Raw genomic sequence first — 25,007 nt, 5'->3', positions numbered from 1 at the left:
TCGCCGCCCCGGGTGGGTTTATCGATAAACGATATATCACAACCTGCGTGAAAGGCTGAATCGCAGGCAGGGGCGGTCTGCGCGGCGCGGGGCCAGCGTTACCGGCTGGGTGCAGCCTGCTCCAGCATCGCTTCGCCCGGCGTCACCGAGGCCATCGCCTGCACGCCGGCCTCGGCTGCCTGCCGCGTGACCAGCCGGAAACGCACCTGCAGCTTGGCCTGCCCCGGCGTGGCCCAGCCGTACTGGATCGCCACCTGGTCCGCCGACAGCGGCCCACGGCCTGGCAGCGAGCGCGCCTGCAACGGCTTCGGCGCCGCCTGCACCAACCGGGCAAAGCCCTTCTGCACGACCGCCGCGTCGGCCTTTTCGGCGTAGACCGTGCACGTGCCATCGTCAGCCCAGCTGACCGCATAGCGGCCGCTGGCCAGCGGCACCATCCAGGCCACGCCCGACTGCCCCTGCAGCAACGTTGCCGCCTCGGCAGGCTGCAGCGGTGACAGCCCGTTTGATTCCATCAACGACTGCAACCGCGCCGGCGCGCCGATGTGCTGCATGCAGGCGGTATCGAACAACTCACTGAAAGGGTCCTGCGCCTGTGCGCTGGCCTTGGGTGCACGCGCAGGCTGCGCCGCCGCCAGGGCAGGCAGCAGGGCCAGGATCAGCCAGGAGGCAGGGCGCATTGGAACTCCACGGTACGGAACGCAGCGGGGAGGATGGCAAAGCCCGGGCGTGGCGTGCAACGGCCGCGTTGCCGCCGGCCCCCCCCGCGCCGGGATCAGGCTGTGATTTCGCCCTCGTCCTCGCCATCCCAGTAGTGGATGCGGCTGGCGCGCACATGGATCAGTACCAGTCCCGGTGTATCCACTCCCTGTTCGAACCACCGTTCCAGGTCCTTCACCCAGTGCTCGCGCATCGTGGCCCGATCGCGCACCAGCGCCGCCCTTCCCTGCACGTGCACGAACAGCGGCGGCTTGCCCAGCAGCGACTTGCTGCCGGAGAAACCCAGCGCGACGCTGGGGTCAGCCTCGATCTCGCGCACCATGTCGGTGTCTTCCATGGTGAAGAACCAGCTGTCACCGTCATAGTCCACGTCACCGTTGTTGCTCATCGGGCGACCGGCAATTTCTCCACCGGCGTGGGTCTGCAGCATCGTGAAATCGATGTCGGCCATTTTCTTGGCAAGTTCTGGGAGGGTGAGCTGGGTCACGGCGCGGTCCTTGATCGGAGGGACGCCCAGCGTCTGCGCAGAGCGGTGACCGGAAAGTGGATGAGCGCTTGCGGCCTCTTCACGGGAAACGAGATAGGGCGCGTGGTCTGTGTGTGACGTACTCCACACCACCACACCCACGTTAAAAGCAGATGGAGGAACGCCCCTGCGAAGCACCACAGCCGGCTAACAGGGGGGTGTCCGAGAATCGCGCAACCCCGTGGCATGACCGGCATGGCAGGCGGCGTGCACGCGGCGACTCCTCTGCAACCGCATGGCCTCCACATGGATCTGTTCGCCTGGCTCGCGTTCGGCTGCTACCTGTTGGCGTTCTTCATTGTCTCCCTGTTTGCTGGGCCTATCTGAAACGTTCCGACTTCATGCCCTACCACGCGCAGGCCGTGGGCATGTCGTGGGCGGAGATCGAACCGCGCATGCAGGTGCTGCTGATGGCACTCATCCGCGTAGTCGGCGCTGGGTGGATCGCACTGGCCGGCGCCGGCGTGATGCTGGCCTGGCTGATCTTCTTCGGCGGACACTTCGCGCTGCCGCAACTGCTGGCCTTCCAGTTGTTCTGCCTGGTCGCCACCGTGCCGCCGGTACTGGTCGCTTCCGGCGTGCGGCGACGCACCGGTGCACGCACACCCGTCCCCGCTGGCGCCATGGTGGCGCTGCTGTCGGTCATCGGATTCGTGCTGGCCCTGTTGGCACTGTCCTGATGCGTGCTCCCTCCTCTCCCTCCATCGAGGCTCCCATGAATCCCGAATCGATCTTCTACAGCGTGGTCAACGGTGATCTGCCGCCCTCCCAGGCGGGCACCCTGCTCGGCTGGCGATTCGTCGACTACGACGATGCGCTGCGCCGCATCCATGTCGAGTTCGACGCCGGGCCGATGCTGACCAACCCGATGGGCAACGTGCAGGGAGGCTTCCTGTCGGCGATGCTGGATGACTGCATGGGGCCGGCGATCTACGCCACACTGCCCGCCAACCGCATCGCGGTCACGGTGGAATCCAAGACCAGTTTCGTCAGTCCGGCGCGGCCCGGGCGGATCATCGGCTGGGGCGAGGTCGAGCACAGCAAGGGCAGCATCGCCTTCACCCGTGGCTGGCTGACCGACCCGGGCGGCAAGGTACTGGCTACCGCCAGCGCTACCTTCCGGGTGGGTGCGCTGCGCTGGCGCGGGCTCTCGGTGCCGCGTCCCATCGCGCGCCGGATGATCGCGCGCACGCTGCGGCGCGTGCATGCGCGCGTCGGCTGATGCGTGTGCTCAACGTGCGTTGCGGCCGCCGCCGGCCACCCGCACGCGGTCGCGGCCCTGCGCCTTGGCCTGGTACATCGCCGCGTCGGCGGCACGCAGCAGGGTGCGCCAGCCCAGCGCATCGGTGCCCCCCTCGGCGACGCCGAAGCTGGCAGTGACCCGCAGCACGTTGCCTCCGGCCAGTGCGATGTCCAGCTGCCGCATGGCCACGCGCAGCGACTCGGCCAACTGGCGGCCGCCGGCCAGATCGCCGTCTGCCAGCAGCACCAGGAATTCCTCGCCACCGTAGCGGGCGATGCTGTCGCTGCGGCGCAGGTGGCGCTGCAGCAGCTGTGCCACCTGCACCAGCACCTGGTCGCCAGCAGCATGCCCATGGCCGTCGTTGATGGCCTTGAAGCGATCGACGTCAAGCAGGATCACCACCGCGCTGTTGCCACCGTCGGCATGGCGCTGCTGCACCCTCTGGTCCAGCGCGCGCCGGTTCAACAACCCGGTCAGTTCATCGGTGCCGGCCAGCTGGCGCAGCTCGCTGGTCAATGCCGAGCGCTCGCGCGACTTCTCGCGCAGCACTTCGATGGCATCGAACAGGCGCTGCATCTCGGCCAGCGGGTGGGTCACATGCTGCTCCGGGCCGGGGGCTTCCGAGGCGATCTGGATGACCTGCTTCTGCGCCTGCAGCAGCGGCCGCAGGATCTGCAGATGGGCAATGCGCAGCGCCACGCCCAGCACCACCAGCGTGCCCAGCACTGTCGCCACCAGCACCACCAGGCGCGTCGCTTCGCGGTTGCGGGTGCGCTCGAAACGGGCGATGGACACGCTCAGGTAACCATCACGCAGCGCTTCCAGCGACCGCAGGGTCGGTACGTAGCGCGTGGTGAACTCGGCGGCGGTCCACGGCGGCGGCACGCCACGCCGTCCATCTTCGATCAGCTGTTCGATCATCGGTAGCGATTCGCCGAAGAACTGGCGGCGTGCCATGTCCCAATGCCAGGACAGCGTCGGATCGCTGCGGAACACGGCTTCATGGCTGCCTGCCAGCCGCCACAGTTCCAGCAGGCGTCCTTCGGTCTGCAATGCAGCCCGCACCTGTTCGTCACGCCAGGCCCCCGGTACCGCCACCGGCGCCATCACGTTCGAGGCCAGGCGGCCGCCATGCTCGCGCAGGTCGATCAGCACCTGGCCCTGCATCGCCGGGATCGCCGCTTCGCGGTCGGCACTGACCAGCACGCTGATCTGCGCCGAGGTCAACACGTGCAGGCGATCGACCACGGCGAACATGCTGCTGATCGCGCGCTCCACGTCTTCCACCCGGCGCGCGTCGTGCGGCTGTGCCGCCACCTGGTCCACCGCGGCCCGCGCCAACTGCAGGCGACGTTGCACGTCGGCCAGCAGCCCATGCTCGTCGACCACGCCCGGATCGGCCTTGAACACGGCGTCCAGTTGCAGCAGGGCAGTGTCGACCCGCTTGCGCGCAACCGCCAGCTGCGCGGCCAGCCGGGCCTGTTCGGCCGCATCGGCCGTATTGGCTCCCAGCAGGCTGTTGGCGGGGCCGCGCTCGGCCGACACCCGGTTGGCCAGGTCGAAGGTCTGCCGCAGCTGGCGCAGGCTGGCCAGGTTGTCCTCGGCGGCGGTGAAGCGCAGCGTGCCCTGCACCAGTGCGATGGCCATCAGCGGCAGCGTACAGAGTACGAACAGCCCGGCCAGGATCCAGACCCAGGTCCGCAATCCGATGGGCGACGCCTTGCGGGCCATGCACATTTCCCCTGTCGTGCGGAACACTGTAGCGGCCGCCTGCACAGGCGCCAAGCCGCTAATGGGCCAGCCGTGGCCGTGGGTATATCGTGCCCGCCGCGAACGCACCGGCAAGGTCGTGCGAACGCTGGAACCGGGGCGAACACATCATGCCCCGCCGCGTCAGATCCAGCGCTGGTCGACCAGTTCGCGCTTCACGTAGGCATAGAACACCGGCGCGGCGACCAGGCCCGGCAGGCCGAAGGCCGCCTCCATCACCAGCATTGCCAGCAGCAGCTCCCAGGCCCGCGCCTGGATTTCACCACCGACGATGCGTGCGTTGAGGAAGTACTCCAGCTTGTGGATCACGATCAGGTAAAGCAGCGCCGCCACCGCCACGTAGAACGAGACCGACAGTGCGACGATGGTGATGATCGTGTTGGAGATGATGTTGCCCACCACCGGCAGCAGGCCGGCCAGGAAAGTGATCAGCACCAGGGTCTTGGACAGCGGCAGGTGCACGCCGAACAACGGCAGCACGCCCAGCAGGAAGATCGCGGTGAACACGGTGTTGAGCAGCGAGATCTTCACCTGCGCGAACACCACCTGGCGGAACGCGGTGGCCAGGCGGCTGGTGCGCCCGATCAGCTCCTGCGCCAGCGGGCCCATCTTCGGCAGCGGCAGTTCGTCATACAGCGCGATCATGGCGCCGAGCACCATGCCGATCAGCACGCGCACACCGACCTGTACCACCGAGGTACCGGCCACGCCCAGCTGGCGCTGATGCTCGGCGGCCCAGTCGTTCAGCGCCGCGCGCAGTGCCGGCATGTCCTCGGGAATGTAGGGTTGCAGCAGCGCCGGCACCTGGTGCCGCGAGGTGTTGAGAATCTCCATCAGGCGCGCCAGCAATGCATCCGGGCCGCCGGTCTCGTTGCGGAAGAACGAGGCCACGCCGATCCCGGCCAGTACCAGCGCGCTGATGATGATCGCCGACAGCACGATCACTGCGATCGCCCGTGCGCGTCCCGGCGGCAGCCTGCCTTCCACGGTGGAGGCCAGCAGGTGGGTCAGCTGGAACACCAGCAGGCCGGACAGAAGGGTGACCACCAGGCCTAGTTTCAGCGCCAGCCACATGCCCAGCAGCATCATCAGCCACGCCGCGATCCTTGGAATGGGGGGCTTGGGCTGGGCAACGAGAGCGTCTTGCATGGGAGCGCGTCCGGGCGGGGTGGCCCATGGTAGAGGATTGGCGTGCTGATTCCGCGTGCAGGATGAATGGGCATTTCATCCTCGGCCGGCAGCAGCCGTGCCGTCCCCACGCGCGCTCACTCGCCGTAGCTGGCGGTGTTCTTGCCCTGGCGCTTGGCGTGGTACAGCGCGCGGTCGGCCAGTGCCAACCAGTCCTCGACACTGCCGCCACGCGGCGTGGCCGCAATGCCGATACTGACGCTGAATTCCACACCCGGCGTGGCCTGCCGCGCGGCCTCGAGCAGGTGCAGGCGCACCCGCTCGGCCACGTGCATCGCATCCACAGGCGCGCAGTCGCGCAGCAGCACCACGAACTCATCGCCCCCCAGCCGCGCGGGCGTATCACCGGGCCGGGCAACGGTGCGCAATGTCGCCGCGATATGCCGCAGCACCTCGTCACCGGCGCGGTGGCCATGCGAGTCATTGATGCGCTTGAAGTCGTCCACATCGAGCATCAGCAGGCAGGCAAGGCCGCCCTGGCCCTGGGCCCGGTCCAGCGCCTGCTGCGCACGCAGGATCAGGAAACCACGGTTGGCCAGCTCGACCAGCGGATCCATCCGGCTGAGCCGCTGCAGCTGGCGGTTCTGCGATTTGACCCGGCGCGCCAGCTGCCAGCTGAGAATGCTCAGGCCGATGCCATACACGAACAGGAACGGGACACTCAGCACGATCGTGCGCTGCGAGGTGACCGGCTGGTAAGGGAAGCCGAGCGTCCACCAGGTCAGAGCGAAGCCCAGCAGCAGGGCCAGCGTGGCACGCATCGCCAGGCGAACGCCACCGGCAGCGATCTTGTCGGCCACCAGCAGTGCGGTGAACAGTGCACTGGGCACCGCGCTCAACGCCATGAAGGCGATCCAGCCACCGCCGAAAAAGGAGTCGGCCACCATGCAGCGGAACTGGACGAGCGCGGGCTGGGCGGAGCGCTGGGTCAGCATCAATGCCAGCGCAGGCCACGCCAACGCGTTGAGCAGCAGCAGGGCCCATGCCAGCGGCCCATCGTGGCGTTCGAGGATGATCGAAGCGATGGGGATTGCCCCCAGTCCATTGCCGACGAAACGCATCCAGCCGATGCGACGTGCCGCGCCAATGCCTTCGACCGCGCCTTCCGCCGAATCGGTGAAGAATGGCATTGCCCCCCCCTGCGCGATCGCACCTGCTGCTACGGCCCTTGCCGGGCTGCCTGCGATGAGTCTGACAGCTTTGCGTCAATTCGGGATCAAGGTCGTGGCACGGCGCGCGGGCCGGCCGCCCTGCTCCGGCTGCCCTGCCTCGCCTCCGCTACCGCCTGGGCACCGCCGTCGAACCGCGCAGCATGAAGCTGAACTCCAGCGTCTGCTGAAGCGGTACATCGACCTGTTCGATGATGGCGAGCAGCAGGTTGACCGCGCGCTCGCCGATTTCACGCATCGGCTGCCGGACGGTCGTCAGCGGCGGGGTGAGGTAACGCGAAGAGGCCAGGTCGTCGAAGCCGACGATGGAGAGCTCGTCCGGAATGCGGATACCCCGGTCGCGGCAGGCCGCCAGTGCCCCCAGTGCCATCTGGTCGCTGAAGCAGAACACCGCGGTCGGCACGGGCGTGCCGTCCAGCAGCGCAATCACCGCCGCATGCCCGGACTCAACGGAAAAGTCCCCCGGCACGATGCTCAGCTGGCGCAGGCGACCCCGCGCCTTGCCGGCGGCCCGGACCCCTTCCAACCGCTGCTGGTGCAGGGGGTTGTCAGGTGGCCCGCCGACCACGGCGATCCGTTCGTGCCCCAGGCCGTACAGGTGCTCCATCACCGCGCGTGCGGCGGCCGCGTTGTCGATGTGGACGCTGGGGATGCCCAGTGCGGGGTCGAACTCGCATCCATTGACCACCGGCGCAGCTGCGCCGCGCTGCTCGACGATCTCGCGCGCGGTCGGTGGCAGGCGATGGCCCAGCACGATCATGCCGTCCGCCTCGTTGCGCCGGAGCATCTGTGCGTAGCGCTCCTCACGATCGGGTTGATGCTGGGTATCGCCCAGCAGAACCGCGTAGCCGACCGCCTGCGCGGCCTCCTCCGCACCCTGCAGGATCTGTGCGAAGAACGGATTGGCGATGTCCGGGACGGTGACCAGGATCTTGCCGCTGCGCTGGGTCTTGAGCGTGCGCGCCACCGTGTTGGGCACATAGCCCAATGCGGCGGCGGCCTGCTCGATGCGCGCACGGGTGGCCGGCAGCACCTTGTCCGGCCGGGAAAGCGCCCGTGACACCGTGCCTGCGGAGACGCCGACGTGCCTGGCGATGTCGTAGATGGTGGCGATGGCGTTAGTTCTCCTGTCCGCTGTGCAGTGCACAACAGGTCCTGCGTGCGCCCCTGCTAGGATAATGCAATCGATTGCATCGAGGGCGAATCACGTTGAAGACGCTCAAGGGTCCAGCGCTGTTCCTGGCGCAGTTCATCGGCGACACGGCTCCTTTTGATCGGCTGGACACGCTGGCCGGATGGGCCGCGGGTCTGGGCTATTCTGGCGTACAAGTCCCCACCTCCGCGCCCCACCTGTTCGACCTGGCCGAGGCGGCACGCAGCCAGGCGTACTGCGACGATGTTGCCGGCATGCTGGCCGGGCACGGCCTGCAGATCACCGAACTGTCAACCCACCTGCAGGGGCAGCTGGTCGCGGTCCATCCCGCCTACGACAGCCTGTTCGACGGATTCGCACCCATAGACGTGCGCGGCAACCCGCCGGCGCGCCAGGCCTGGGCCGTGGAGCAGCTGCGGCTCGCTGCGCAGGCCAGCCAGCGCCTGGGGCTGACCGCGCACGCCACGTTCTCCGGTGCGCTGGCCTGGCCCTACTTCTATCCGTGGCCGCAGCGCCCGCCGGGACTGGTGGAAGAAGCCTTCGCCGAACTCGGCCGTCGCTGGCGCCCGATCCTGGATGCGTTCGATGCCTGCGGCGTGGACCTGTGCTTCGAACTCCACCCCGGCGAGGACCTGCACGACGGCGCGACCTTCGAACGCTTCCTCGATGTGGTGGATCACCACCCGCGCGCGAAAATCCTGTACGACCCCAGCCACCTGCTGCTGCAGCAGATGGACTACCTCGGTTTCATCGACCGCTACCACGCCCGCATCGGCATCTTCCACGTCAAGGACGCGGAGTATCGCTCCAGCGCGCGCAGTGGCGTGTACGCGGGCTACCAGGACTGGATCGATCGTCCGGGCCGTTTCCGTTCACTGGGCGACGGCCAGATCGACTTCAAGGCGATCTTCTCGAAGTTCGCCCAGTACGACTTCCCGGGCTGGGCGGTACTGGAATGGGAGTGCTGCCTGAAGCACCCCGAGGACGGCGCGCGCGAGGGTGCCGCCTTCATCCGCGATCACATCATCCATGTGACCGAACGCGCCTTCGACGACTTTGCCGGGAGCGACACGGACGCTGGATCACTGCGCCGCATGCTGGGAATCTGAGCCAAGACCGCCCCGGGAGGGCAAGCCATGACGCACGCCATGTCGCGCCTGGGCGCGATGATGTTTCTGCAGTTCTTCATCTGGGGGGCGTGGTTCGTCACCCTGGGCACCTACCTGGTACAGGGCCCGCTGCAGGCCAGCGCAAGCCAGGTGGCAACGGCGTTTCTCAGCCAGTCCATCGGTGCCATCGTGGCGCCGTTCCTGGTCGGCCTGATCGCAGACCGCTATTTCGCGGCACAGCGCATCCTGGCGGTACTGCACCTGGCCGGCGCGGTGCTGATGTGGCTGGCGTCCACCGCCACCAGCTTCAGCGTGTTTTCCGCGTGCGTCATGGGCTACATGCTGCTGTTCATGCCGACGCTGGCACTGGCCAACAGCGTCGCCATGCGGCACATGCAATCGCCGGAGAAGCAGTTCCCGCTGGTACGCGTGGCCGGCAGCGTCGGCTGGATCGTCGCAGGGGTGCTGATCGGCTGGCTGGGCTGGGAACAGGCGCATCGGCTTGAACAGACCTTCCGGATGGCGGCGGCGGCATCGCTGGTGCTGGGCCTGTATGCGTTCACCCTGCCGCACACGCCGCCACTGGCACAGCAGCGCGATGCCGGGCTGGGGCAGATCCTGGGGCTGGATTCGTTGCGGCTGCTGAAGTCGCGTGCCTACCTGGTGTTCTTCCTGGCCTCCATCGCCATCTGCATCCCGTTGTCGTTCTACTACAACTTCACCAATCCGTATCTCAACGACCTGGGCGTGCAGGGCGCCGCCGGCCTGCAGTCGCTGGGCCAGGTGTCCGAAGTGCTGCTGATGCTCGCCATGCCATTCCTGTTCGTGCGGCTGGGGGTGAAGACCATGCTGGCGGTCGGCATGGCCGCCTGGGTGGTGCGCTACGCCCTGTTCGCCTTCGGCGATGCGGGCAGCGGCTTCCCGCTGCTGGTGATCGGCATCGTGCTGCACGGCATCTGCTACGACTTCTTCTTCGTCACCGGCCAGATCTACACCGACGCACACGCCGGCCCCACCGCGCGCAGCAGTGCGCAGGGTTTCATCACCCTGGCCACCTATGGCGTGGGCATGTTGATCGGTACCTTCCTGTCCGGTGCGGTGGTGGAGCACTTCACCACTGCAGCGGGCCCGGACTGGCAGCAGATCTGGTTGTTCCCTGCCGGCGTCGCACTGGTGGTGCTGATCGCCTTCCTGCTGCTGTTCCGCGACCGCCCGGTAGCGGCGGCGGCGTCGTCCACACCCTGAGGAGACCAGCCGATGCCCCCGCTTGGAATCGCCATCGTTGGTACCGGCATGATCGGCGCAGTGCATCGCCGCGCAGCACTGCTGGCTGGCGCCGAGGTGCGCGGCGTGGCCGCCTCGTCGCCGCAGCGCGCGCGCGAGGTGGCGCACGTGTGGAATGTCCCGCGCGCCTATCGCGATATCGAGGACGTCGTCGCTGATCCCCAGGTACAGGTCGTGCACATCTGCACGCCCAACCACCTGCACCGCGCGATGGCGCAGGCCGCACTGGAAGCCGGCAAGCACGTGATCTGCGAGAAACCGTTGGCGACGACGCTGGACCACGCGCAGGCGCTGGCGGCGCTGGCCGCCTCGACCGGATTGGTCGCCACCGTCCCCTTCGTCTACCGCTACCACCCGGTGGTCCGCGAGGCGCGTGCGCGCATCGCGCAGGGCGACCTGGGGCCGCTGCACCTGATCCATGGCAGCTACCTGCAGGACTGGCTGCTGGACCCGGCCAGCAACAACTGGCGGGTTGACCCGGCACTGGGCGGCACATCGCGCGTGTTCGCCGACATCGGGTCGCACTGGTGCGACCTGGTTGAATGGGTCAGCGGCGAGTGCTTCGCCGAAGTGAACGCGGCGTTTGCCACGGTGATCGCCGAGCGCAGCGCAACCACTTCCCAGAGTTTCAGCACGCCGGCGACAGACGGCGCAAAGCAAGCGGTCGAGAGCGAGGACGTAGCCGCAGCGATGTTCAGGACCGGCGCGGGCACGCTGGCGTCATTGACGGTCAGCCAGGTCTCGGCCGGACGCCACAACCGGCTCTGGTTCGAGATCGACGGCGCCAACGCCAGCGTGGCGTTCAACCAGGAGGATGCCGAGCGGCTGTGGATCGGCCTGCCCGAGCAGCGCGAGGAAATCTTCGTGCGCGGCCCGGGCGCCGGCAGTGCCGAACAGCGCCGGTTGTCGCCGCTGCCAGCGGGACACGCGCAAGGCTACGGCCAATGCTTCGAAGCGTTCGTGGCCGACACCTATCGCGCCATTGACGGCGAGCGGCCGCAGGGCCTTCCCACCTTCGAAGACGGCCTGCGCTCGGCGCAGATCGTTGATCGTGTCATTGCATCGGCCAGGTCACGCACCTGGACCGCCATCGGTTGAATCCCGGGAGGATCTGTTGATGAACATCCCTGTCCGTAGAACTGCAACCCTCGTCCTGCTGCTGCTCGCAGTCCTGCCCGCCTTCGCAGGAAACACAGCCGGTGCGCAGAAGCCCATCGCCGTGCAGATGTACACGCTGCGCAACGCCGGCCCGCTCGACCAACAGCTGAAGATCGTCCACGACGCGGGCGTGCGTGCGGTGGAGACTGTCGGTACGCAGAATGCAAGCGCTGCGGAACTGAAACAGTTGCTGGACCGTTACTCGATCAAAGCGGTTTCGTCGCACGTTCAGCTGGCCGAGCTGCGCGACAACCTGGATGCCGTGGTGGCCTTCAACCGCTCGATTGGCAACAGCACGCTGGTGGTGCCCTACCTGGACCAGAAGGATCGTCCGCGCGATGCCGCCGGCTGGACCGCATTGGGCCGGGAGCTGGGCCGGATTGCCAGGCAGGTGCGCGGCAAGGGCATGCAGCTGGCCTACCACAACCACGACTTCGAGCTGGTCGACTTCAATGGCAGGACCGGACTGGAGCTGCTGTTCGCCGCCGCCGGCCCCGAGCTGCAGACCGAACTGGACCTGGCCTGGGTCGCGCGCGCGGGACTGGACCCGGTGGTGATGCTGGGTAAGTTCCGCGGCCACGTATTTGCGGTACACGCCAAGGACAATGCGCCCAAGGGCCAGGCCGAAGACGAAGGTGGATTCGCTGCGGTCGGCCAGGGCGTGCTGGACTGGAACGCGATCCTGCCGGCCGCCGCCACCGCTGGCGTGCAGTGGTACATCGTGGAACACGACCAGCCACGCGACCCGGCCAAGGTCATCCAGGCCGGCGCGGACTACCTGCGTGGACACCTGACCACCAACCTGCCCACCCGTGCCCACCGCTGACGCATCAAGGAGCCCCACATGAAAATGATCCTGGCAGTGGCCGTGGCCCTGGGCGGCATGAACGTTGCGACGGCAGCGTGGGCCAAGGACGACCCGGCCGCCGGCGCGAAACTCTACGCCCAGCACTGCACCGCCTGCCACGGTGCTGAACGCACCGGTGTACCGCCGACGTTCCCGGCGCTCACCGATGTCGGCAAGCGGCTGCAGCCCGCCCAGGTCAAGGACAAGATCAGGAAGGGCGGCGGCCTGATGCCGCCCTTCCCGCAGCTGTCACAGCAGGAGATCGATGACATCGCCAGCTACCTGGCGAAGTAGCGGGTGGGCGCTACAGCTCGCGCACCCAGATGTTGCGGTAGCTGACCTTGGAGTCATGTTCCTGCAGATACAGCGGCGCGCACCCATGCGGTGCGTACGAAGGCGCACCGATGTATTCGGTCTTGCCTGCCAGCACGGTATCGTCCTGTACCAGCACGCCGTTATGCAGCACGGTGATCCGCGCGGGCGACGTCAGGCCGCCGCCCGGCGAGAAGCGCGGGGCCTTCCAGATGATGTCGTAGGCCTGCCACTGGCCCGGTGCGCGCGAGGCGTTCACCCGTGGCATGGCCTGCTTGTAGATCGAACCCGCCTGGCCATTGGCGTAGGTCGGGTTGTTGTAGCTGTCGAGTACCTGCAACTCATAGAGTCCCTGCAGGAAGATCCCGCTGTTGCCCCGGTTCTGGCCGTCGAAGCCCTTCGTTTCGGTGGGCGTACGCCATTCGACATGCAGCTGGACATCGCAGAAGGGTTGCCGGGTACGGATGCCCTTGCTGCCCGGAACGACCGTCATGGCGCCTCCGGCAACCTTCCAGGGCACGCGGCCACCCCGCTCCGACTCCCACGCGGAGACATCCTTGCCATCGAACAGCACGATCGCATCGGACGGTGCCTTGCCGGGCGGCGTTGCCACGGTCGCGGGCACAGGGGCCCACACTTCGGTGTTCTTCGGGTCAAGCACAGCGTCGGCACTGTCCTGTGCGAACGCCGATGCAGCGGCCAGCAGGCCGGCGGTGATCAACGCAGGGCGGATCATCAGGGTGGTGTCCATCAGCTGGTCCCCCACGCGGGCGTACCGGGGACATAGGCGAGGTCACCGTCGTAGCGCCCCGGCACGGCGACGTACTGCAGCACCCCGGTCGCACCGACCCTGGAGGTGAAGAAGCCGAAGATGGCCAGCTGCTTGATCATCGTGAAGTAATGCGGCATGGCTTCGCCCTCTTCGGGCGTTCCGGTCTCGGTCACGTCCGCATTGCGCGCCTTGGCCTCGGCATCCAGTGTACGCAGCAACCCGGTGCGCGCCTCCGGCGTGAGCGACACGAAGCGGCCACCGGCGCGCTTGTCGATGTCCGCCAGCCCGGCGCGGAACACCGCCTGCTGCCTGGCGGTGTAGCAGTCGCTGACGAAGGTTGCCATGAACAGACCGGCGCCCGCGTCTTTCGCCCCGGGTGTCCGGGTCCGCGGCAGGATGGTCTCGGCGATCTCGTCCAGCGTGCCGATATCGGCATCGGAGAACGCGGCCATCGCCCCGGCCGCTGGCGCTTTGCCATGCACCAGCGCAGGCAGGCCGACCATGGCCGCACCGGTGGCGGCGACGATCATCTTCAGCAGTTCGCGGCGATCCATCACAGGTTCCCCGCTTTCAGTTCGCGTACCGCGTGGTCGGCCGCGCGCGCGGTCAGCGCCATGTAGGTCAGCGACGGATTCACGCAGGCGCTGGAGGTCATGCAGGCACCGTCGGTGACGTACACATTGGGGGCATCCCAGACCTGGTTGTGTGCGTTCAATACCGAGCTCTTCCGGTCACGTCCCATACGCGCAGTCCCCATCTCATGGATGCCCTTGCCCGGGGCGTAGTCGTTGTCGTGCATCTTCACGTCCTTGACCCCGGCCGCCTCCAGCATCTCGGCGGCGTCAGCAGCCATGTCCTTGCGCATCGCCAGTTCGTTGGCACGCATGGACACGTCCATCGCCAGCACCGGCAGCCCCCACTTGTCCTTGCGCGCCCGGTCCAGACGGATCGCGTTGTCGTGGTGCGGCAGCATTTCGCCGAACCCGGTCATGCCGATGCGCCAGTCACCCGGCACGGTCAGGGCCTCCTTCAGATCCGCACCGATGTTCAGCTCGGCGATCTCGCGCGACCAGCCGGTGCGGCTGGCACCGCCCTGGTAGCCGAACCCGCGCAGGTAGCCGCGCTTGTCGGCGGCCACGTTGCGGAACCGCGGAATGTAGAAGCCGCAGGGACGACGACCGAAGTAGTACTTGTCTTCGTAGCCCTCGACCCGGCCCGAAGCGCCCGCACCGAAATGGTGGTCCATCACGTTGTGCCCGAGCTCACCCGACGAAGAGCCCAGCCCCCCGTCCCAGACGTCGGTCGCCGAATTCATCAGCAGCCAGGTCGAGTTGAAGGACGATGCATTGAGGAAGATGACCTTGGCCGTGTACTGGTAGGTCTGGCCGGTTTCGGCGTCGATGACCTCCACGCCGCGCGCACGCTTGCGGTCCTTGTCGTAGAGCACTTCCTTGACGATCGAGAACGGCCGCAAGGTCAGGTTGCCGGTCTTCATCGCCGCCGGCAGCGTCGCCGACTGGGTCGAGAAGTAGGCACCGAAGGGACAGCCCAGAATGCACTTGTTGCGATACTGGCAGTTGACGCGCCCCTGCTCGGGCATCGGCTGGGTGATGTTGGCGGTGCGCGAGTGGATCATGTGGCGGGTGCCGCCAAAGGCCTTCTTGATCCGCGCGGCCACATCCTTCTCGACGATGTTCAACGGGATCGGCGGCAGGAACTCGCCGTCCGGCAACACGTCCAGTCCCTCGCGCGTGCCGGCGATGCCGGCGAACTTCTCCACGTGGTCGTACCACGGCGCGATGTCGGCGTAGCGGATCGGCCAGTCGGTGGCGATGCCGTCCTTGAGATTCGCCTCGAAGTCCAGGTCGGAGAAGCGATAGCTCTGCCGGCCCCACAACAACGAGCGGCCACCGACGTGGTAGCCGCGGAACCAGTCGAAACGCTTGGTTTCGATGTAGGGTGAGTCCTGCTCGTTGGCCCACATTCCTTCCAGGTTCTCGGCCAGGCCGTAGTCGCGCATCAGCACCGGAAAAGCGGCCTTCATCGCCTGCGTCGGACGGTTGCGATGCGGGAAGTCCCACGCTTCCTTCATCGCATTGACGTAGTCCTTGACGTGCTCGATGTTGCGCCCGCGTTCCAGCATCAGGACCTTCAGGCCCTTCTCGGTCAGCTCCTTCGCTGCCCAGCCGCCACTGATTCCCGAGCCAACAACAATGGCGTCGTAGTGATTATCTGCCATGGGTCTCTCACCTGGGTGGATATCGTTTCAGACGTCGCAGAGGCGGATCGCCTCGCGCAATGAAGCAACGGGATCGGGCGCGGCAGGCATGAACTCCTGCGCCAGATACCCCTTGAAACCGGTGTCGCGGATCGCGCGGCAGATGGCCGGATAGTTCAGCTCCTGCCGGTCTCCGATCTCGTTCCGGCCGGGCACGCCTGCGGTGTGGTAATGCTTGAAGCAGGCGTGGTGTTTGCCGATGGTGGCGATGATGTCGCCTTCCATGATCTGCATGTGGTAGATGTCGTAGAGCAGGCCGAAATTGTCCGAGCCCAGCCGCTGGCACAGCTCCACGCCCCAGGCCGAGTGGTCGCACAGGTAGTCGCGATGATCGACCCTGGAGTTGAGCAGCTCCATCACCAGCACCACGCCGCGCTTCTCGGCATGCCCGAGGATGCGCTTGAGGCCGGCTTCGGCATTGGCCAAGCCGTCGTGGGGGTCCATGCCATTGCGGTTGCCGGAGAAGCAGATGAGATTTCGGTAACCGGCATCGGCCACCAGATCGATGTGCCGCGTGTAGCGCTCTACCAGCTGGTCGTGGAACTCACGGCCGGCAAAGCCCTTGGTCAGGCCCAGCTCCGCGCCATTGCACATCGAGCTGTACACGCCATGGGCCTTCAGCGTGGGCCAGTCTTCCGGGCCGACCAGGTCGATGGCGGCGAAGCCGGTGTCCCTCACCGTCGTGCAGAGCTGGGCGACCGACAGCTGCGGGAAGGTCCAACGGGCGACGGAGTGCTTCAGGTTTCCTTTGAGTGGCGCAGCGGCGAATGCAGGCAACGCTCCCGCGGTCGTCACGGCCCCCAGGCCAATGCTGCCGGCAACTGCGAGGCGCAGCGCATCGCGCCGCGTGATCCCCGTCGCCGGGGCCGGTCTGATCGAATGGATGGACATCCATCTGCCGGCCTCCCAACCGGTATCAAACGCAACGATTCACAGCAATGCAATCGATTGCACCATAGGGGAGGAAATTGGATGCTTGCAAGTTGCGGTGCACGAAAATTGATGCTGCGGGGCACAACTCCGCAGGAATCGCGGACAAAGAAAAGCCCCGCATGTGCGGGGCTTTCTTTTCTGCTGCAGGCGAGCGTCCGATCAGAACGGAATATCGTCGTCAGCGAAGTCGTCCATCGGCGGCGCCTGCTGCGGCTGCGGGCGCTGGTTGCCGCCCTGGTTGCCGTAGCCGCCACCCTGGTTGCCGCCCTGGTTGCCATAGCCACCGCCCTGGCCACCACGCTGGCCGCCGCCACCGCCGCCGTACTCCTGGCGCGGTGCCTGCTGGCGCTGCGGACGATCGCCGCCGTAGTTGCCGCCACCACCGCCGCCGCCTTCACCGCGGCCGCCCAGCATCTGCATTTCATCGGCGATGATGTCCGTGGAGTACTTCTCCACGCCGTCCTGGCCGGTGTACTTGTCGTAGCGCAGGCTGCCTTCGACGTAGACCGAGCTGCCCTTGCGCAGGTACTCGCCGGCGATCTCGCCGAGCTTGCCGAAGAACACCACGCGGTGCCATTCGGTGCGCTCCTGCTGGTTGCCATCCTTGTCCTTGCGGACGCTGGTGGTGGCCAGGCTGATGCGGGTGATCGCCATGCCGCCCTGGGTGTACTTCACGTCCGGGTCGTTGCCGAGATTGCCGACCAGGATGACTTTATTGATGCCGCGCGCCATAGGTACCTTCGTCCGTTGTCCAGGGGCAGACCGCCAGTGATAGCACAGCCCCGGGCGGGGTGCAGTACGCTGGGCCGCCCCTGGTGAAATTTGGGGGAATGCGAGAACGACGCATCTTACCATTGCCGCCGCCATCCGCCCGGTCAGGAGACCCCGACCGCACCGAAGGATCAGGCTGATTTCCTTGTCCGGCAATGACTTACCTGCGCCCCGACCGACGTTCAGAGGGGCATTCGCGTCTGCGCATGGCATCATGCCCGGGCACCTTCCACCTGCCCGCTCCGCCCGCACATGACGATCAAAGGCAAAGCCACCTCCCTCGACATCGCCCACCTGGCCGGGGTCTCCCAGCCGACCGTGTCGCGGGCCCTGCGTGGCAGTCCGATGGTCAACGCCGAGACCCGCGAGCGCATCCTGCGCATCGCCCGCGAGCTGAACTACAAGGTCGACAAGAACGCCTCCAGCCTGCGCCTGCGCAATGCCGGCACGCTGGCCCTGCTGTTCTTCGAGGACCCGACCAACGACGATTCGCTGATCAACCCGTTCTTCCATTCGATGCTGGGCTCGATCACCCGCGCCTGCGCCCTGCACGGGCAGGACCTGCTGGTGTCGTTCCAGCAGCTGTCCACCGACTGGCAGGCGGATTACGAAGACAGCAACAAGGCCGATGGCATCATCCTGCTCGGTTATGGCGACTACCACGAATCGCGCGACCGCCTGCAGCGGCTGGTTGAACAGGGCACGCACTTCGTGCGCTGGGGCGCCGCCCTGCCCGGCCAGCCCGGTGTCTCGATCGGCAGCGACAACTTCCAGGGCGGGCATGACATCACCACCCATCTGCTGCAGCAGGGCTGCCGCCGCATCGCCTTCCTCGGCCATGCCTCCAGCCATTACCCCGAATTCCAGGAGCGCTACCGCGGCCATGTCGCGGCGCTGCACGACCACGGTCTGGCCGCCGAACCGGTGCTGCAGCACGATGCGATCACCACTGAGGCCTCCGGCCAGGAAGCCTGCCAGGCGCTGCTGGCGCGCGGTGAACCGATCGATGCGATCTGCGCCGCCAGCGACCTGATCGCCATCGGTGCGATGCGCGCCCTGCGCGAGGCCGGGCTGCGCGTACCGCAGGACGTGGCGGTCACCGGCTTCGACGACATCCCGCTGGCGGCTTCGGTGTCCCCGGCGCTGACCACCGTACAGCAGGACACCAAGCAGGCCGGGCAGCTGCTGGTGGAACGCCTGCTGGCGCTGATCGGCCGGCAGCCGGTGGACAGCCAGAGCATCCCGGTGAAGCTGGTGGTGCGGGAATCGTCGCTGCGCGGGTAGGCGGCGCTGGGCCAGCATCGCTCTTGGCCTCGCCCGTGTTGTTTGGCTTGGTCGTACCCTGGTGCCAGTGCCGAGCCGTACTCGGCAAACTACCGCGACAGCCGCGAAGGTTCAGCGTGCCCCGGCCTTCGGCCCCAGCAATGCCAACAGCACATAGACCACGATCGAAGCGACGGTACCGAGCGCCGCCGGCAACCCGAATGCCCACGCCGAGCGTCCCTGCTGGCGCGCCCACTGGGCCAGATGCCAAGCCGCGCCCAGGTTGATCAGCCAGGCAATGACGAATGCCGGCCACTGCACCATGCCCACCGCGCGCAGCAGGGGCACGGACACCAGCGCGGCAACGATGGCTGCGATCAGGAAGATCAGTGCGGAGCGGGAATGGCGTGATCGTGCCGGTGAGCCGGCAGGTAATTCCCTCAATTCCATGGCAGAGCCTCGATCCTGGTGTCATCCAAAGGGGATCACGTACGGCACCCGAAGGGAAGCGTTCTGTAGCTTCGAGCCGTGCTCGACCGATCCGGCATTGCGCGAACGGCAGCCGAGCATGGGCTCGGCTCTACAGGACAATCAGCCCTGCGCAAAGTCCTTCAGGATCTCGCCGACGCCGCTGGACGAGATCTCGAAGCCCAGCGCGGTGCCCGGATTGATCACCACGCCGTAGCCACCCGGCACGCGGCGCAGCACGTCCAGCATCCGCCAGCGGATCTGGTGTTCGGCCTGCTGGCTGTAGATACCCACGCGCGATGGATCGGTGAACACGGCCACGTGCAGGGTGCCCTGCTTGTCGAACAGCAGCGGGTCGAAGCCGCTGCCGTCGGGGGTCACCAGGCTGCCGGTCAGCAGGACCACGTCGGAGGCGACGAAGGCCTCCATGAAGGCGCGGATCGGCACCGCCCCGTCCATCGCCGCCTTCAGCAGGGTTTCGATCGGGGTATGCGGGGCGAGGTCGGTCATGGCGATACGGCGGGGCGTGAGGGGTGCCTATTGTGCCGGATGTGGTCCCCCCGGTAGTGCCGGCCGCTGGCCGGCACCTGAAGGGACCATGGATTCACGAGTTGCCGGCCAGCGGCCGGCACTACCGCCCCAGACGCACGTCCCGCGCCTTCTGGTCGGCCATCGCCTTGTCCAGTTCGGCCTGCAGTGCCGGCTGCTGCACGGGCGCATCCAGTACGTAGACCTTCACCCCATGCGCTGGCACGTCAGCCTTCAGCTGGCGCTTGACCTGCACCGTGCCGCCACCCAGCGCGTCACGCCAGGTGCCGGCTTGCAGGTAGCGATCCACCTCGAAGGTGCGCGCCACATCGCCCTTGTTCAGCAGCACCAGCACGGTCTGCGCCACGTCGCCCTGTTGCAGCACGCGGAAGAACACCGCCTCGTCGCCCTGCAGACGCTCGTTCACCTGCACGCCGCGCTGCAGCGCCGGGGTGGCTGCGCGCAGCCTGGCGATGCGCTGCAGCGGCGCGAAGATCGGGCTCTGCGGCGCAGCGTCCACACGCGGCTGGCCGAAGTAGGCACGATTGCCGGCATGCTCGGCGCGACCACGCATGAAGCCGGTTTCCGAGCCGTAGTAGACCACCGGAATGCCGCGCGCGGTGAACAGCCAGTTGTGCGCGTCGATGAAGCCGTTGTCGCTGGCCTGCAGACGCGGCATGTCGTGGTTGTCGTAGAAGCTCATCAGCTCGTACGGATTGGCATACGGGCCACCGCTCAGGTGCAGCGGCTCGGCCAGGGTCTCGAAGCCCTTGCCGGCGGTGCCGAAGGTCTGTTCCAGTGCACCGCGCAGCGGGAAATCGAGCACGCTGACATTGGCATTGGCCGGCCAGGTATGCTCGGCGATGGTCGCCGCGTTGTAGTCGAAGGCTTCGCCGAACATGAACATGTCCGGGTGCTCGGCGCGGATGCGCTTGACGAATTCATGCCACCACGGGTGCGGCAGCCAGCCGATGGTGTCGATGCGCAGCGCGTCCACGCCCTGCGCGGTCCACTGCAGGTAGGCGCCGACCAGGTAATCCATCACCGCCGGATTGTCCTGGTTGAAGTCGGACAGTTCGGCCAGGTTGCCGTCGAAGATCGAACCGTCCTTGCTGTCGACCGGACCGATGTTGTTGTAGAACGCGTGCAGCGGATTGTGCTTCGGATCCAGCTTCTGCGGCGGTAGGTTCTGGTGGTCGGCAATCAGCGTTCCGTCCTTGTCGAAGATCTGGCCGAACTGCGGCTGCCGCGTCGGCATGGTCCAGGCCGGCGAGCCGTGGTTGCCGACGATATCCAGCACCACCTTCAAGCCGGCGCCGTGCAGGCCCTTGGTCAGCCCGGCGAAGTCCAGGTCCCTGCTGGGCAGGTGCTCATCGAGCTTGTAGAAATTGATGCCCCAGTAGCCGTGGTAGCCGGTCTTGCCGCGATCGGTCAGCGTGCTGGTGCAGCTGATCGGCTTGCTGCCGGTAAAGGCCTGGTCCGGGTTGTCGACGATCGGCGTGATCCACACCGCGCCGAAACCCAGGTTGCGGATGTACTGCGCATTGTCGAGCACGCCGCGGAAGTCGCCGCCGAGGTAGCCGATGTTGCCGTCCACCCTGTCCGGGCACGGCACCGGAATATCGAAGGTGCGATGCGTGCCGCCCTGGTCGCGGTGATCGTTGGACGGATCGCCGTTGACGAAGCGGTCGGTGACCACGAAGTACACCGCATCGCTGGCGAATGGCTCGGTGGTGCCGACGTAGTCCGGGCGCGGCGTGGCCACGGCCTGGCCGGCGAACAGGGCAAGGGAAACAGCAACAGCCAGGACACCACGCATCACACCACCTCCGGACGGGACGGAACCCGCAGCACGCACAGGCCGGCGACGAACAGGCTGCAGCCGCCCAGCACCAGCACCTGCATCGGCTGGCCACCCAGCCATGCGCGCAGGGCAAAGCCGAGCGCACTGGCCGCCACCAGCTGCGGGATCACGATGAAGAAATTGAAGATGCCCATGTACACGCCCATCTTCGACGCCGGCACGCTGTCGGACAGCAGTGCATACGGCAGCGAGAGAATCGATGCCCAGGCGAAGCCGACGCCGACCATCGACAGCAGCAGCCAGTGCGGGTCGCGGATGAACATCAGCGAGACCAGGCCGGCAGCGCCCAGCCACAGGTTGACCAGGTGGCTCCAGCGCAGGCCGATCGCACGCACCATCGGCGGAATCAGCACCGCCGCCAGCGCAGCGAAGCCGTTGTAGGCGCCAAACAGCACGCCCACCCAGTTGGCACCTTCGTTGTAGGCCGCCGACTGTGGATCGGTCGAACCGAAGTGGGCACCGGCGACCGCAGCAGTGGTGTAGATCCACATGGCGAAAAGCGCGAACCACGAGAAGAACTGCACCCACGCCAGGCGGCGCATGGTCACCGGCATCGCGCGCAGGTCGCCGACGATGGCGGCCAGCATGTGCGTGGCCGGCAACGCGCGCGCGGCCGCCAGCAGCAGGCCGTAGCCGGCGCACAGGCCTGCCAGCACGTACAGCATCCTGTCGCCTTGTCGCCAAGTGATCAGCAGCGCCAACAGCACACCCAGCCCTAGCCACAGGGTGACCCGCGTCCATGGAGCCGGGCCGTTGATCACCGCTCCCGCATGATGCGCCGGCGGCTCGGCATCATCGAAGGCAGCCAGTTCTGCTGGTGAATATTCTCGGGTGCTGAGCACCGTCCAGGTGATCGCCGCCAGCAGCACCACCGCGCCGAAGTAGAACGCATAGCGCACGGTGTCCGGCACCTCACCTGCGGCGGCCGTATTGGCGACCCCGAAGTGGGCCAGGATGAACGGCAGGAAGCTGGCGACGATGGCGCCCACGCCGATGAAGAAGCTCTGCATCGCGTAGCCGGCCGGACGCTGGCGTGGCGCCAGCTGATCGCCGACAAAGGCACGGAAAGGCTCCATCGATACGTTGATCGAGGCATCGAGCACCCACAGCGTGCCGGCCGCGATCCACAGCGTCGGCGAATTCGGCATCACCAGCAGGGCCAGCGTGGTCAGCACCGCACCGATCATGAAGAACGGACGGCGCCGCCCCCAGCGCGTCCAGGTGCGATCGGACAGGTAACCGATCACCGGCTGCACCAGCAGGCCGGTCAGCGGCGCGGCGATCCACAGCCCCGGTACCGCGTCGATGTCCGCGCCCAGCGTCTCGAAAATGCGGCTGGCGTTGGCATTCTGCAGGGCGAAGCCGAACTGGATCCCGAGAAAACCGAAACACATGTTCCAGATCTGCCAGAACGACAGCTGGGGTTTGGCGGGGCGATTCATCGTGCGCCCTCTACGGCCACGGGCGCCACCGTCAGCGCCTGCACCTGCGCCTGGTTGAGCACGCCGTCGCGCCCGCCCTTGCCCCCGGTGTAGTGCGCGAAGTGCCGCAGCGCGCTCATGTTGAAGCCTTCCTCAAGCGCGACCGTGCATCGGCCCTTGGGCACCGTAAATGCCGCCGAGGTCGAGTGCTGCACGGTCACGCTGTGCGGCAGGGTGACCGCATGCCGCTGCAACGGCTGGCCCGGACACTGCAGCACCAGCTGCTTCACCGCGGCGGTCACGCCCGTGTTGATCGGCCCATTCGGGTTGCTGTACTGCAGGCGCAGGCGCACCTGCCCCGCCTTGGCCGAGGTGAACTGCCAGCGCTCGGCACCCTTCAGTCGCTGCTGCGGACCGACGCAGACCATCGGGCTGTGCAGCGATTCCAATGCACCATCGCGCCGGGTCAGGCTGAGGCAATGCTGCAGGCCGTCATCGACGATGCGTGCCACGCCCTGGGTGATCGCGGTCACCGCCCGGCCGTCCTGCCACAGCACCTGGCCTTCAGCCACCGGTACCGACCAACCTCTGCCGCTGCGTCGCGCCTGCGGCGCGGGCGGGGTTGCCGGCGCGCGCGCATTGGCATCGACCGTGCTGGCGGGCGACGTGCGCGACGGCGCGGCCACCAGCTGCACGGTGGTGGCGGTACCACGCGTCTTTACCTCGCCCGCCACCAGCAGGCCATCACCCACCTGCTTCGGCCGCTCCAGCACATAGCGCTTGCCATCGGCCTCCAGGGAGATGCGGTGCCGCTTGCCGAACAGTTCGGGGACCAGCGCCGCTGGCAGCTTGGGCTGCACGCGGCCATCATCCTGCAGGCCGAACACGCCCTCGACCACCATCGACAGATACCCAGCCACCGACCACAGCTGGCGCTCCGAATTGACCACCGGCCCGCTGAGCGCGCCTTCCTCGACATGCACGGCCTGGCTGACCAGCTCGTAGTTCTCCATGTTGGAGCCGGCCAGCGCGGCACCCTGCATCAGCGAGCGGATCTCGGCGGCAATGCGCGGCGCATCGTCCAGCTGCCGCGCCGCACGCAGCGAGTAGGCACTGACGAACGGCCAGATTGCCCGGTTGTGATAGATCGGCTGTTGTGCTTCCTGCGGCCAGGCCACCGGGCTGCCGGCCGGGCCCATCGGATACGCCGCCAGCGCACGCCGCGCGCGCTCGGGCGGCAGCACCTCGGCGAGGATGCCCAGCGAGAGGCCGAGCAGATCGACCTTGGCGTACGGCACCGGGTGCGCGGCTTCGCCGATGTAGCTCATGTACTGGCCGATATCCTCGCGCCAGAAGCGCGCATCGATCTGCTGCGCCAATGCATCGGCCCAGGCCTTGTAGTCGGTCGCGCGGGCATCGCCGTGCTGCCCGGCCAGGCGTTCGGCCAGGCGCAGTGCCTGGTAGTGCAGCACGTTGGTGGACAGTGCGTAGGAATCACCGATGAAACGCACATCCTCGCGGGTCCAGTCTGGATAGGTCTGCTCGCGCCAGTCCAGGAAGGAGGTCTCGCCGCGGTACAGGCCCATCTGCGCGTCGAACACCATCGCGCGGTCCTGCGCCAGCGTGCCCTGCAGCGCCTGCCAGACCTGGTCGGCAAACGCGCGATCCTCCAGCAGGTGACGTGCTGCCAGGAACCACACCACGCGGTCGCTGCTGATCGGCCAGCTGCCGCCGGAACCGGTGTCCTGCGCAACGAACAGGCCGGACGTATGGCCATCGCGGGCCGCCGACAGCTTGAACTGCAGCGACTGCCGGGTGCGCTGCGGATCCAGCCGCGCCAGCGCCAGATCGGCGGCGAAGCTGACATCGCGCGTCCACACGTAAGGCCAGCGCGCACCGGTCTGGAAGCACTCGCAGGGCACCGGCCGGCCTTCGTCGAAGGCGGGATCACGGATGGCATCCACGCGGTCCTGGTCCATTTCCTGCTGGGCCAGCGCGAACAGGGCGTCGAACATCACGCTGCCGGTCTGGCTGCGCATCGGCATCGGCGCGATGCGCACCTCACCTTTCGGCGCATGCAGCACGAAGCTGCCCTCGGCAGCGGCTTCGGCGCGCGCATGGCGGCCGTCGAATTGCAGGTCGGCCGCCTGCGCGGTCGTCCCCAGCGCTGCCCCCAGGGCAGCGGTCAGGCAAATGATCTTCAGCATCGAAGCGGCGGACCGGCTTGCGC

At 67.2% G+C, this 25,007-nt stretch carries 24 protein-coding genes; 8 read left to right on the top strand and 16 right to left on the bottom strand.

The genetic code is table 11. The features are described from left to right. Positions 1-98: 98 nt before the first annotated feature. Positions 99-680 (bottom strand): NMCC_0638 family (lipo)protein, encoded by a 582-nt coding sequence (locus AC5P66_RS00890; protein ID WP_099495237.1) that lies wholly within the window; start codon positions 678-680, stop codon positions 99-101. A 95-nt stretch (positions 681-775) separates the two neighbouring features. Next, positions 776-1,207, bottom strand: a complete 432-nt coding sequence (locus tag AC5P66_RS00885; RefSeq protein WP_099495236.1) for a pyridoxamine 5'-phosphate oxidase family protein — start codon at positions 1,205-1,207, stop codon at positions 776-778. A 380-nt stretch (positions 1,208-1,587) separates the two neighbouring features. Here AC5P66_RS00885 and AC5P66_RS00880 point away from each other — a divergent pair, with 380 nt between their 5' ends. Together AC5P66_RS00880 and AC5P66_RS00875 are read left to right on the top strand one after the other, a co-directional pair. Next, complete coding sequence (locus AC5P66_RS00880) at positions 1,588-1,926, top strand: hypothetical protein (protein WP_258390894.1); 339 nt, start codon at positions 1,588-1,590, stop codon at positions 1,924-1,926. A gap of 35 nt (positions 1,927-1,961) precedes the next feature. After that, a complete protein-coding gene (locus AC5P66_RS00875) occupies positions 1,962-2,468 on the top strand; it encodes a PaaI family thioesterase (protein WP_049438577.1) in 507 nt (168 codons plus the stop codon). Between the two features lie 9 nt (positions 2,469-2,477). On the opposite strand, the gene AC5P66_RS00870 is transcribed toward AC5P66_RS00875, so the two are convergent. From AC5P66_RS00870 to AC5P66_RS00855, 4 genes are all read right to left on the bottom strand, one after another. Further along, the gene (locus tag AC5P66_RS00870; RefSeq protein ID WP_099486884.1) at positions 2,478-4,220 is read right to left on the bottom strand and encodes a GGDEF domain-containing protein; all 1,743 of its coding nucleotides are present in this window, start codon (positions 4,218-4,220) and stop codon (positions 2,478-2,480) included. A 162-nt stretch (positions 4,221-4,382) separates the two neighbouring features. Continuing rightward, entirely contained in the window at positions 4,383-5,408 is a 1,026-nt protein-coding gene (locus tag AC5P66_RS00865; protein ID WP_072168658.1) for an AI-2E family transporter, read from the bottom strand. 116 nt (positions 5,409-5,524) lie between these two features. Continuing rightward, positions 5,525-6,577: a sensor domain-containing diguanylate cyclase gene (locus tag AC5P66_RS00860; protein ID WP_099495234.1), complete on the bottom strand. Its 1,053-nt coding sequence runs from the start codon at positions 6,575-6,577 to the stop codon at positions 5,525-5,527. Between the two features lie 148 nt (positions 6,578-6,725). After that, complete coding sequence (locus tag AC5P66_RS00855; protein ID WP_049438606.1) at positions 6,726-7,730, bottom strand: LacI family DNA-binding transcriptional regulator; 1,005 nt, start codon at positions 7,728-7,730, stop codon at positions 6,726-6,728. Between the two features lie 95 nt (positions 7,731-7,825). On the opposite strand from AC5P66_RS00855, the gene AC5P66_RS00850 reads away from it, so the two are divergent. Genes AC5P66_RS00850 through AC5P66_RS00830 form a run of 5 tightly spaced genes read left to right on the top strand, consistent with a single transcriptional unit; the run spans position 7,826 to position 12,461 of the window. Continuing rightward, a complete protein-coding gene (locus AC5P66_RS00850) occupies positions 7,826-8,878 on the top strand; it encodes a sugar phosphate isomerase/epimerase family protein (RefSeq protein ID WP_099495233.1) in 1,053 nt (350 codons plus the stop codon). A 27-nt stretch (positions 8,879-8,905) separates the two neighbouring features. Then, the gene (locus AC5P66_RS00845; RefSeq protein ID WP_099495232.1) at positions 8,906-10,123 is read left to right on the top strand and encodes a nucleoside permease; all 1,218 of its coding nucleotides are present in this window, start codon (positions 8,906-8,908) and stop codon (positions 10,121-10,123) included. 12 nt (positions 10,124-10,135) lie between these two features. Continuing rightward, complete coding sequence (locus tag AC5P66_RS00840; protein ID WP_099495231.1) at positions 10,136-11,260, top strand: Gfo/Idh/MocA family protein; 1,125 nt, start codon at positions 10,136-10,138, stop codon at positions 11,258-11,260. A 19-nt stretch (positions 11,261-11,279) separates the two neighbouring features. Continuing rightward, positions 11,280-12,146 carry a sugar phosphate isomerase/epimerase family protein gene (locus AC5P66_RS00835; RefSeq protein ID WP_049416503.1) on the top strand — a complete coding sequence of 289 codons (867 nt, stop codon included), beginning with the start codon at positions 11,280-11,282 and terminating at the stop codon, positions 12,144-12,146. A gap of 18 nt (positions 12,147-12,164) precedes the next feature. Further along, positions 12,165-12,461, top strand: coding sequence for a c-type cytochrome (locus tag AC5P66_RS00830; RefSeq protein WP_099486834.1), 297 nt, complete (start codon positions 12,165-12,167; stop codon positions 12,459-12,461). Positions 12,462-12,471: 10 nt separating this feature from the next. Here AC5P66_RS00830 and AC5P66_RS00825 read toward each other — a convergent pair whose 3' ends face one another. The 5 genes from AC5P66_RS00825 to AC5P66_RS00805 all read right to left on the bottom strand — a co-directional run bounded on the left by AC5P66_RS00825 (position 12,472) and on the right by AC5P66_RS00805 (position 17,194). Continuing rightward, positions 12,472-13,230 (bottom strand): 3-keto-disaccharide hydrolase, encoded by a 759-nt coding sequence (locus AC5P66_RS00825; protein WP_099495268.1) that lies wholly within the window; start codon positions 13,228-13,230, stop codon positions 12,472-12,474. Next, complete coding sequence (locus tag AC5P66_RS00820) at positions 13,230-13,805, bottom strand: gluconate 2-dehydrogenase subunit 3 family protein (protein ID WP_049416500.1); 576 nt, start codon at positions 13,803-13,805, stop codon at positions 13,230-13,232. The genes AC5P66_RS00825 and AC5P66_RS00820 overlap by 1 nt, the downstream gene beginning before the upstream one ends. After that, on the bottom strand, positions 13,805-15,490 hold the full coding sequence (locus AC5P66_RS00815) for a GMC oxidoreductase (RefSeq protein ID WP_099495230.1): 1,686 nt from the start codon (positions 15,488-15,490) through the stop codon (positions 13,805-13,807). Before AC5P66_RS00815 ends, AC5P66_RS00820 begins: the two co-directional genes overlap by 1 nt. Positions 15,491-15,517: 27 nt before the next feature. Next, on the bottom strand, positions 15,518-16,420 hold the full coding sequence (locus AC5P66_RS00810) for a hydroxypyruvate isomerase family protein (RefSeq protein ID WP_099495229.1): 903 nt from the start codon (positions 16,418-16,420) through the stop codon (positions 15,518-15,520). Between the two features lie 201 nt (positions 16,421-16,621). Then, the gene (locus AC5P66_RS00805) at positions 16,622-17,194 is read right to left on the bottom strand and encodes a single-stranded DNA-binding protein (protein WP_043034165.1); all 573 of its coding nucleotides are present in this window, start codon (positions 17,192-17,194) and stop codon (positions 16,622-16,624) included. A gap of 291 nt (positions 17,195-17,485) precedes the next feature. Between AC5P66_RS00805 and AC5P66_RS00800 the strand changes: the two genes are divergently transcribed. Then, the gene (locus tag AC5P66_RS00800; protein WP_099495228.1) at positions 17,486-18,517 is read left to right on the top strand and encodes a LacI family DNA-binding transcriptional regulator; all 1,032 of its coding nucleotides are present in this window, start codon (positions 17,486-17,488) and stop codon (positions 18,515-18,517) included. A 111-nt stretch (positions 18,518-18,628) separates the two neighbouring features. On the opposite strand, the gene AC5P66_RS00795 is transcribed toward AC5P66_RS00800, so the two are convergent. The 5 genes from AC5P66_RS00795 to AC5P66_RS00775 form a co-directional block, all read right to left on the bottom strand. Further along, on the bottom strand, positions 18,629-18,946 hold the full coding sequence (locus AC5P66_RS00795) for a hypothetical protein (RefSeq protein WP_099495227.1): 318 nt from the start codon (positions 18,944-18,946) through the stop codon (positions 18,629-18,631). Positions 18,947-19,087: 141 nt separating this feature from the next. Then, positions 19,088-19,474, bottom strand: a complete 387-nt coding sequence (locus AC5P66_RS00790) for an SseB family protein (RefSeq protein ID WP_099495226.1) — start codon at positions 19,472-19,474, stop codon at positions 19,088-19,090. A 121-nt stretch (positions 19,475-19,595) separates the two neighbouring features. After that, positions 19,596-21,311: an alpha-amylase family glycosyl hydrolase gene (locus AC5P66_RS00785; RefSeq protein ID WP_099495225.1), complete on the bottom strand. Its 1,716-nt coding sequence runs from the start codon at positions 21,309-21,311 to the stop codon at positions 19,596-19,598. After that, complete coding sequence (locus AC5P66_RS00780; RefSeq protein ID WP_049440221.1) at positions 21,311-22,798, bottom strand: MFS transporter; 1,488 nt, start codon at positions 22,796-22,798, stop codon at positions 21,311-21,313. The genes AC5P66_RS00785 and AC5P66_RS00780 overlap by 1 nt, the downstream gene beginning before the upstream one ends. Next, the gene (locus tag AC5P66_RS00775) at positions 22,795-24,984 is read right to left on the bottom strand and encodes a glucosidase family protein (protein WP_495216038.1); all 2,190 of its coding nucleotides are present in this window, start codon (positions 24,982-24,984) and stop codon (positions 22,795-22,797) included. Before AC5P66_RS00775 ends, AC5P66_RS00780 begins: the two co-directional genes overlap by 4 nt. Positions 24,985-25,007 lie beyond the last annotated feature (23 nt).

This window comes from Stenotrophomonas sp. YJH_SMC_122 (genome assembly GCF_059369535.1).
This window is presented reverse-complemented; position numbering and strand designations above follow the sequence as displayed.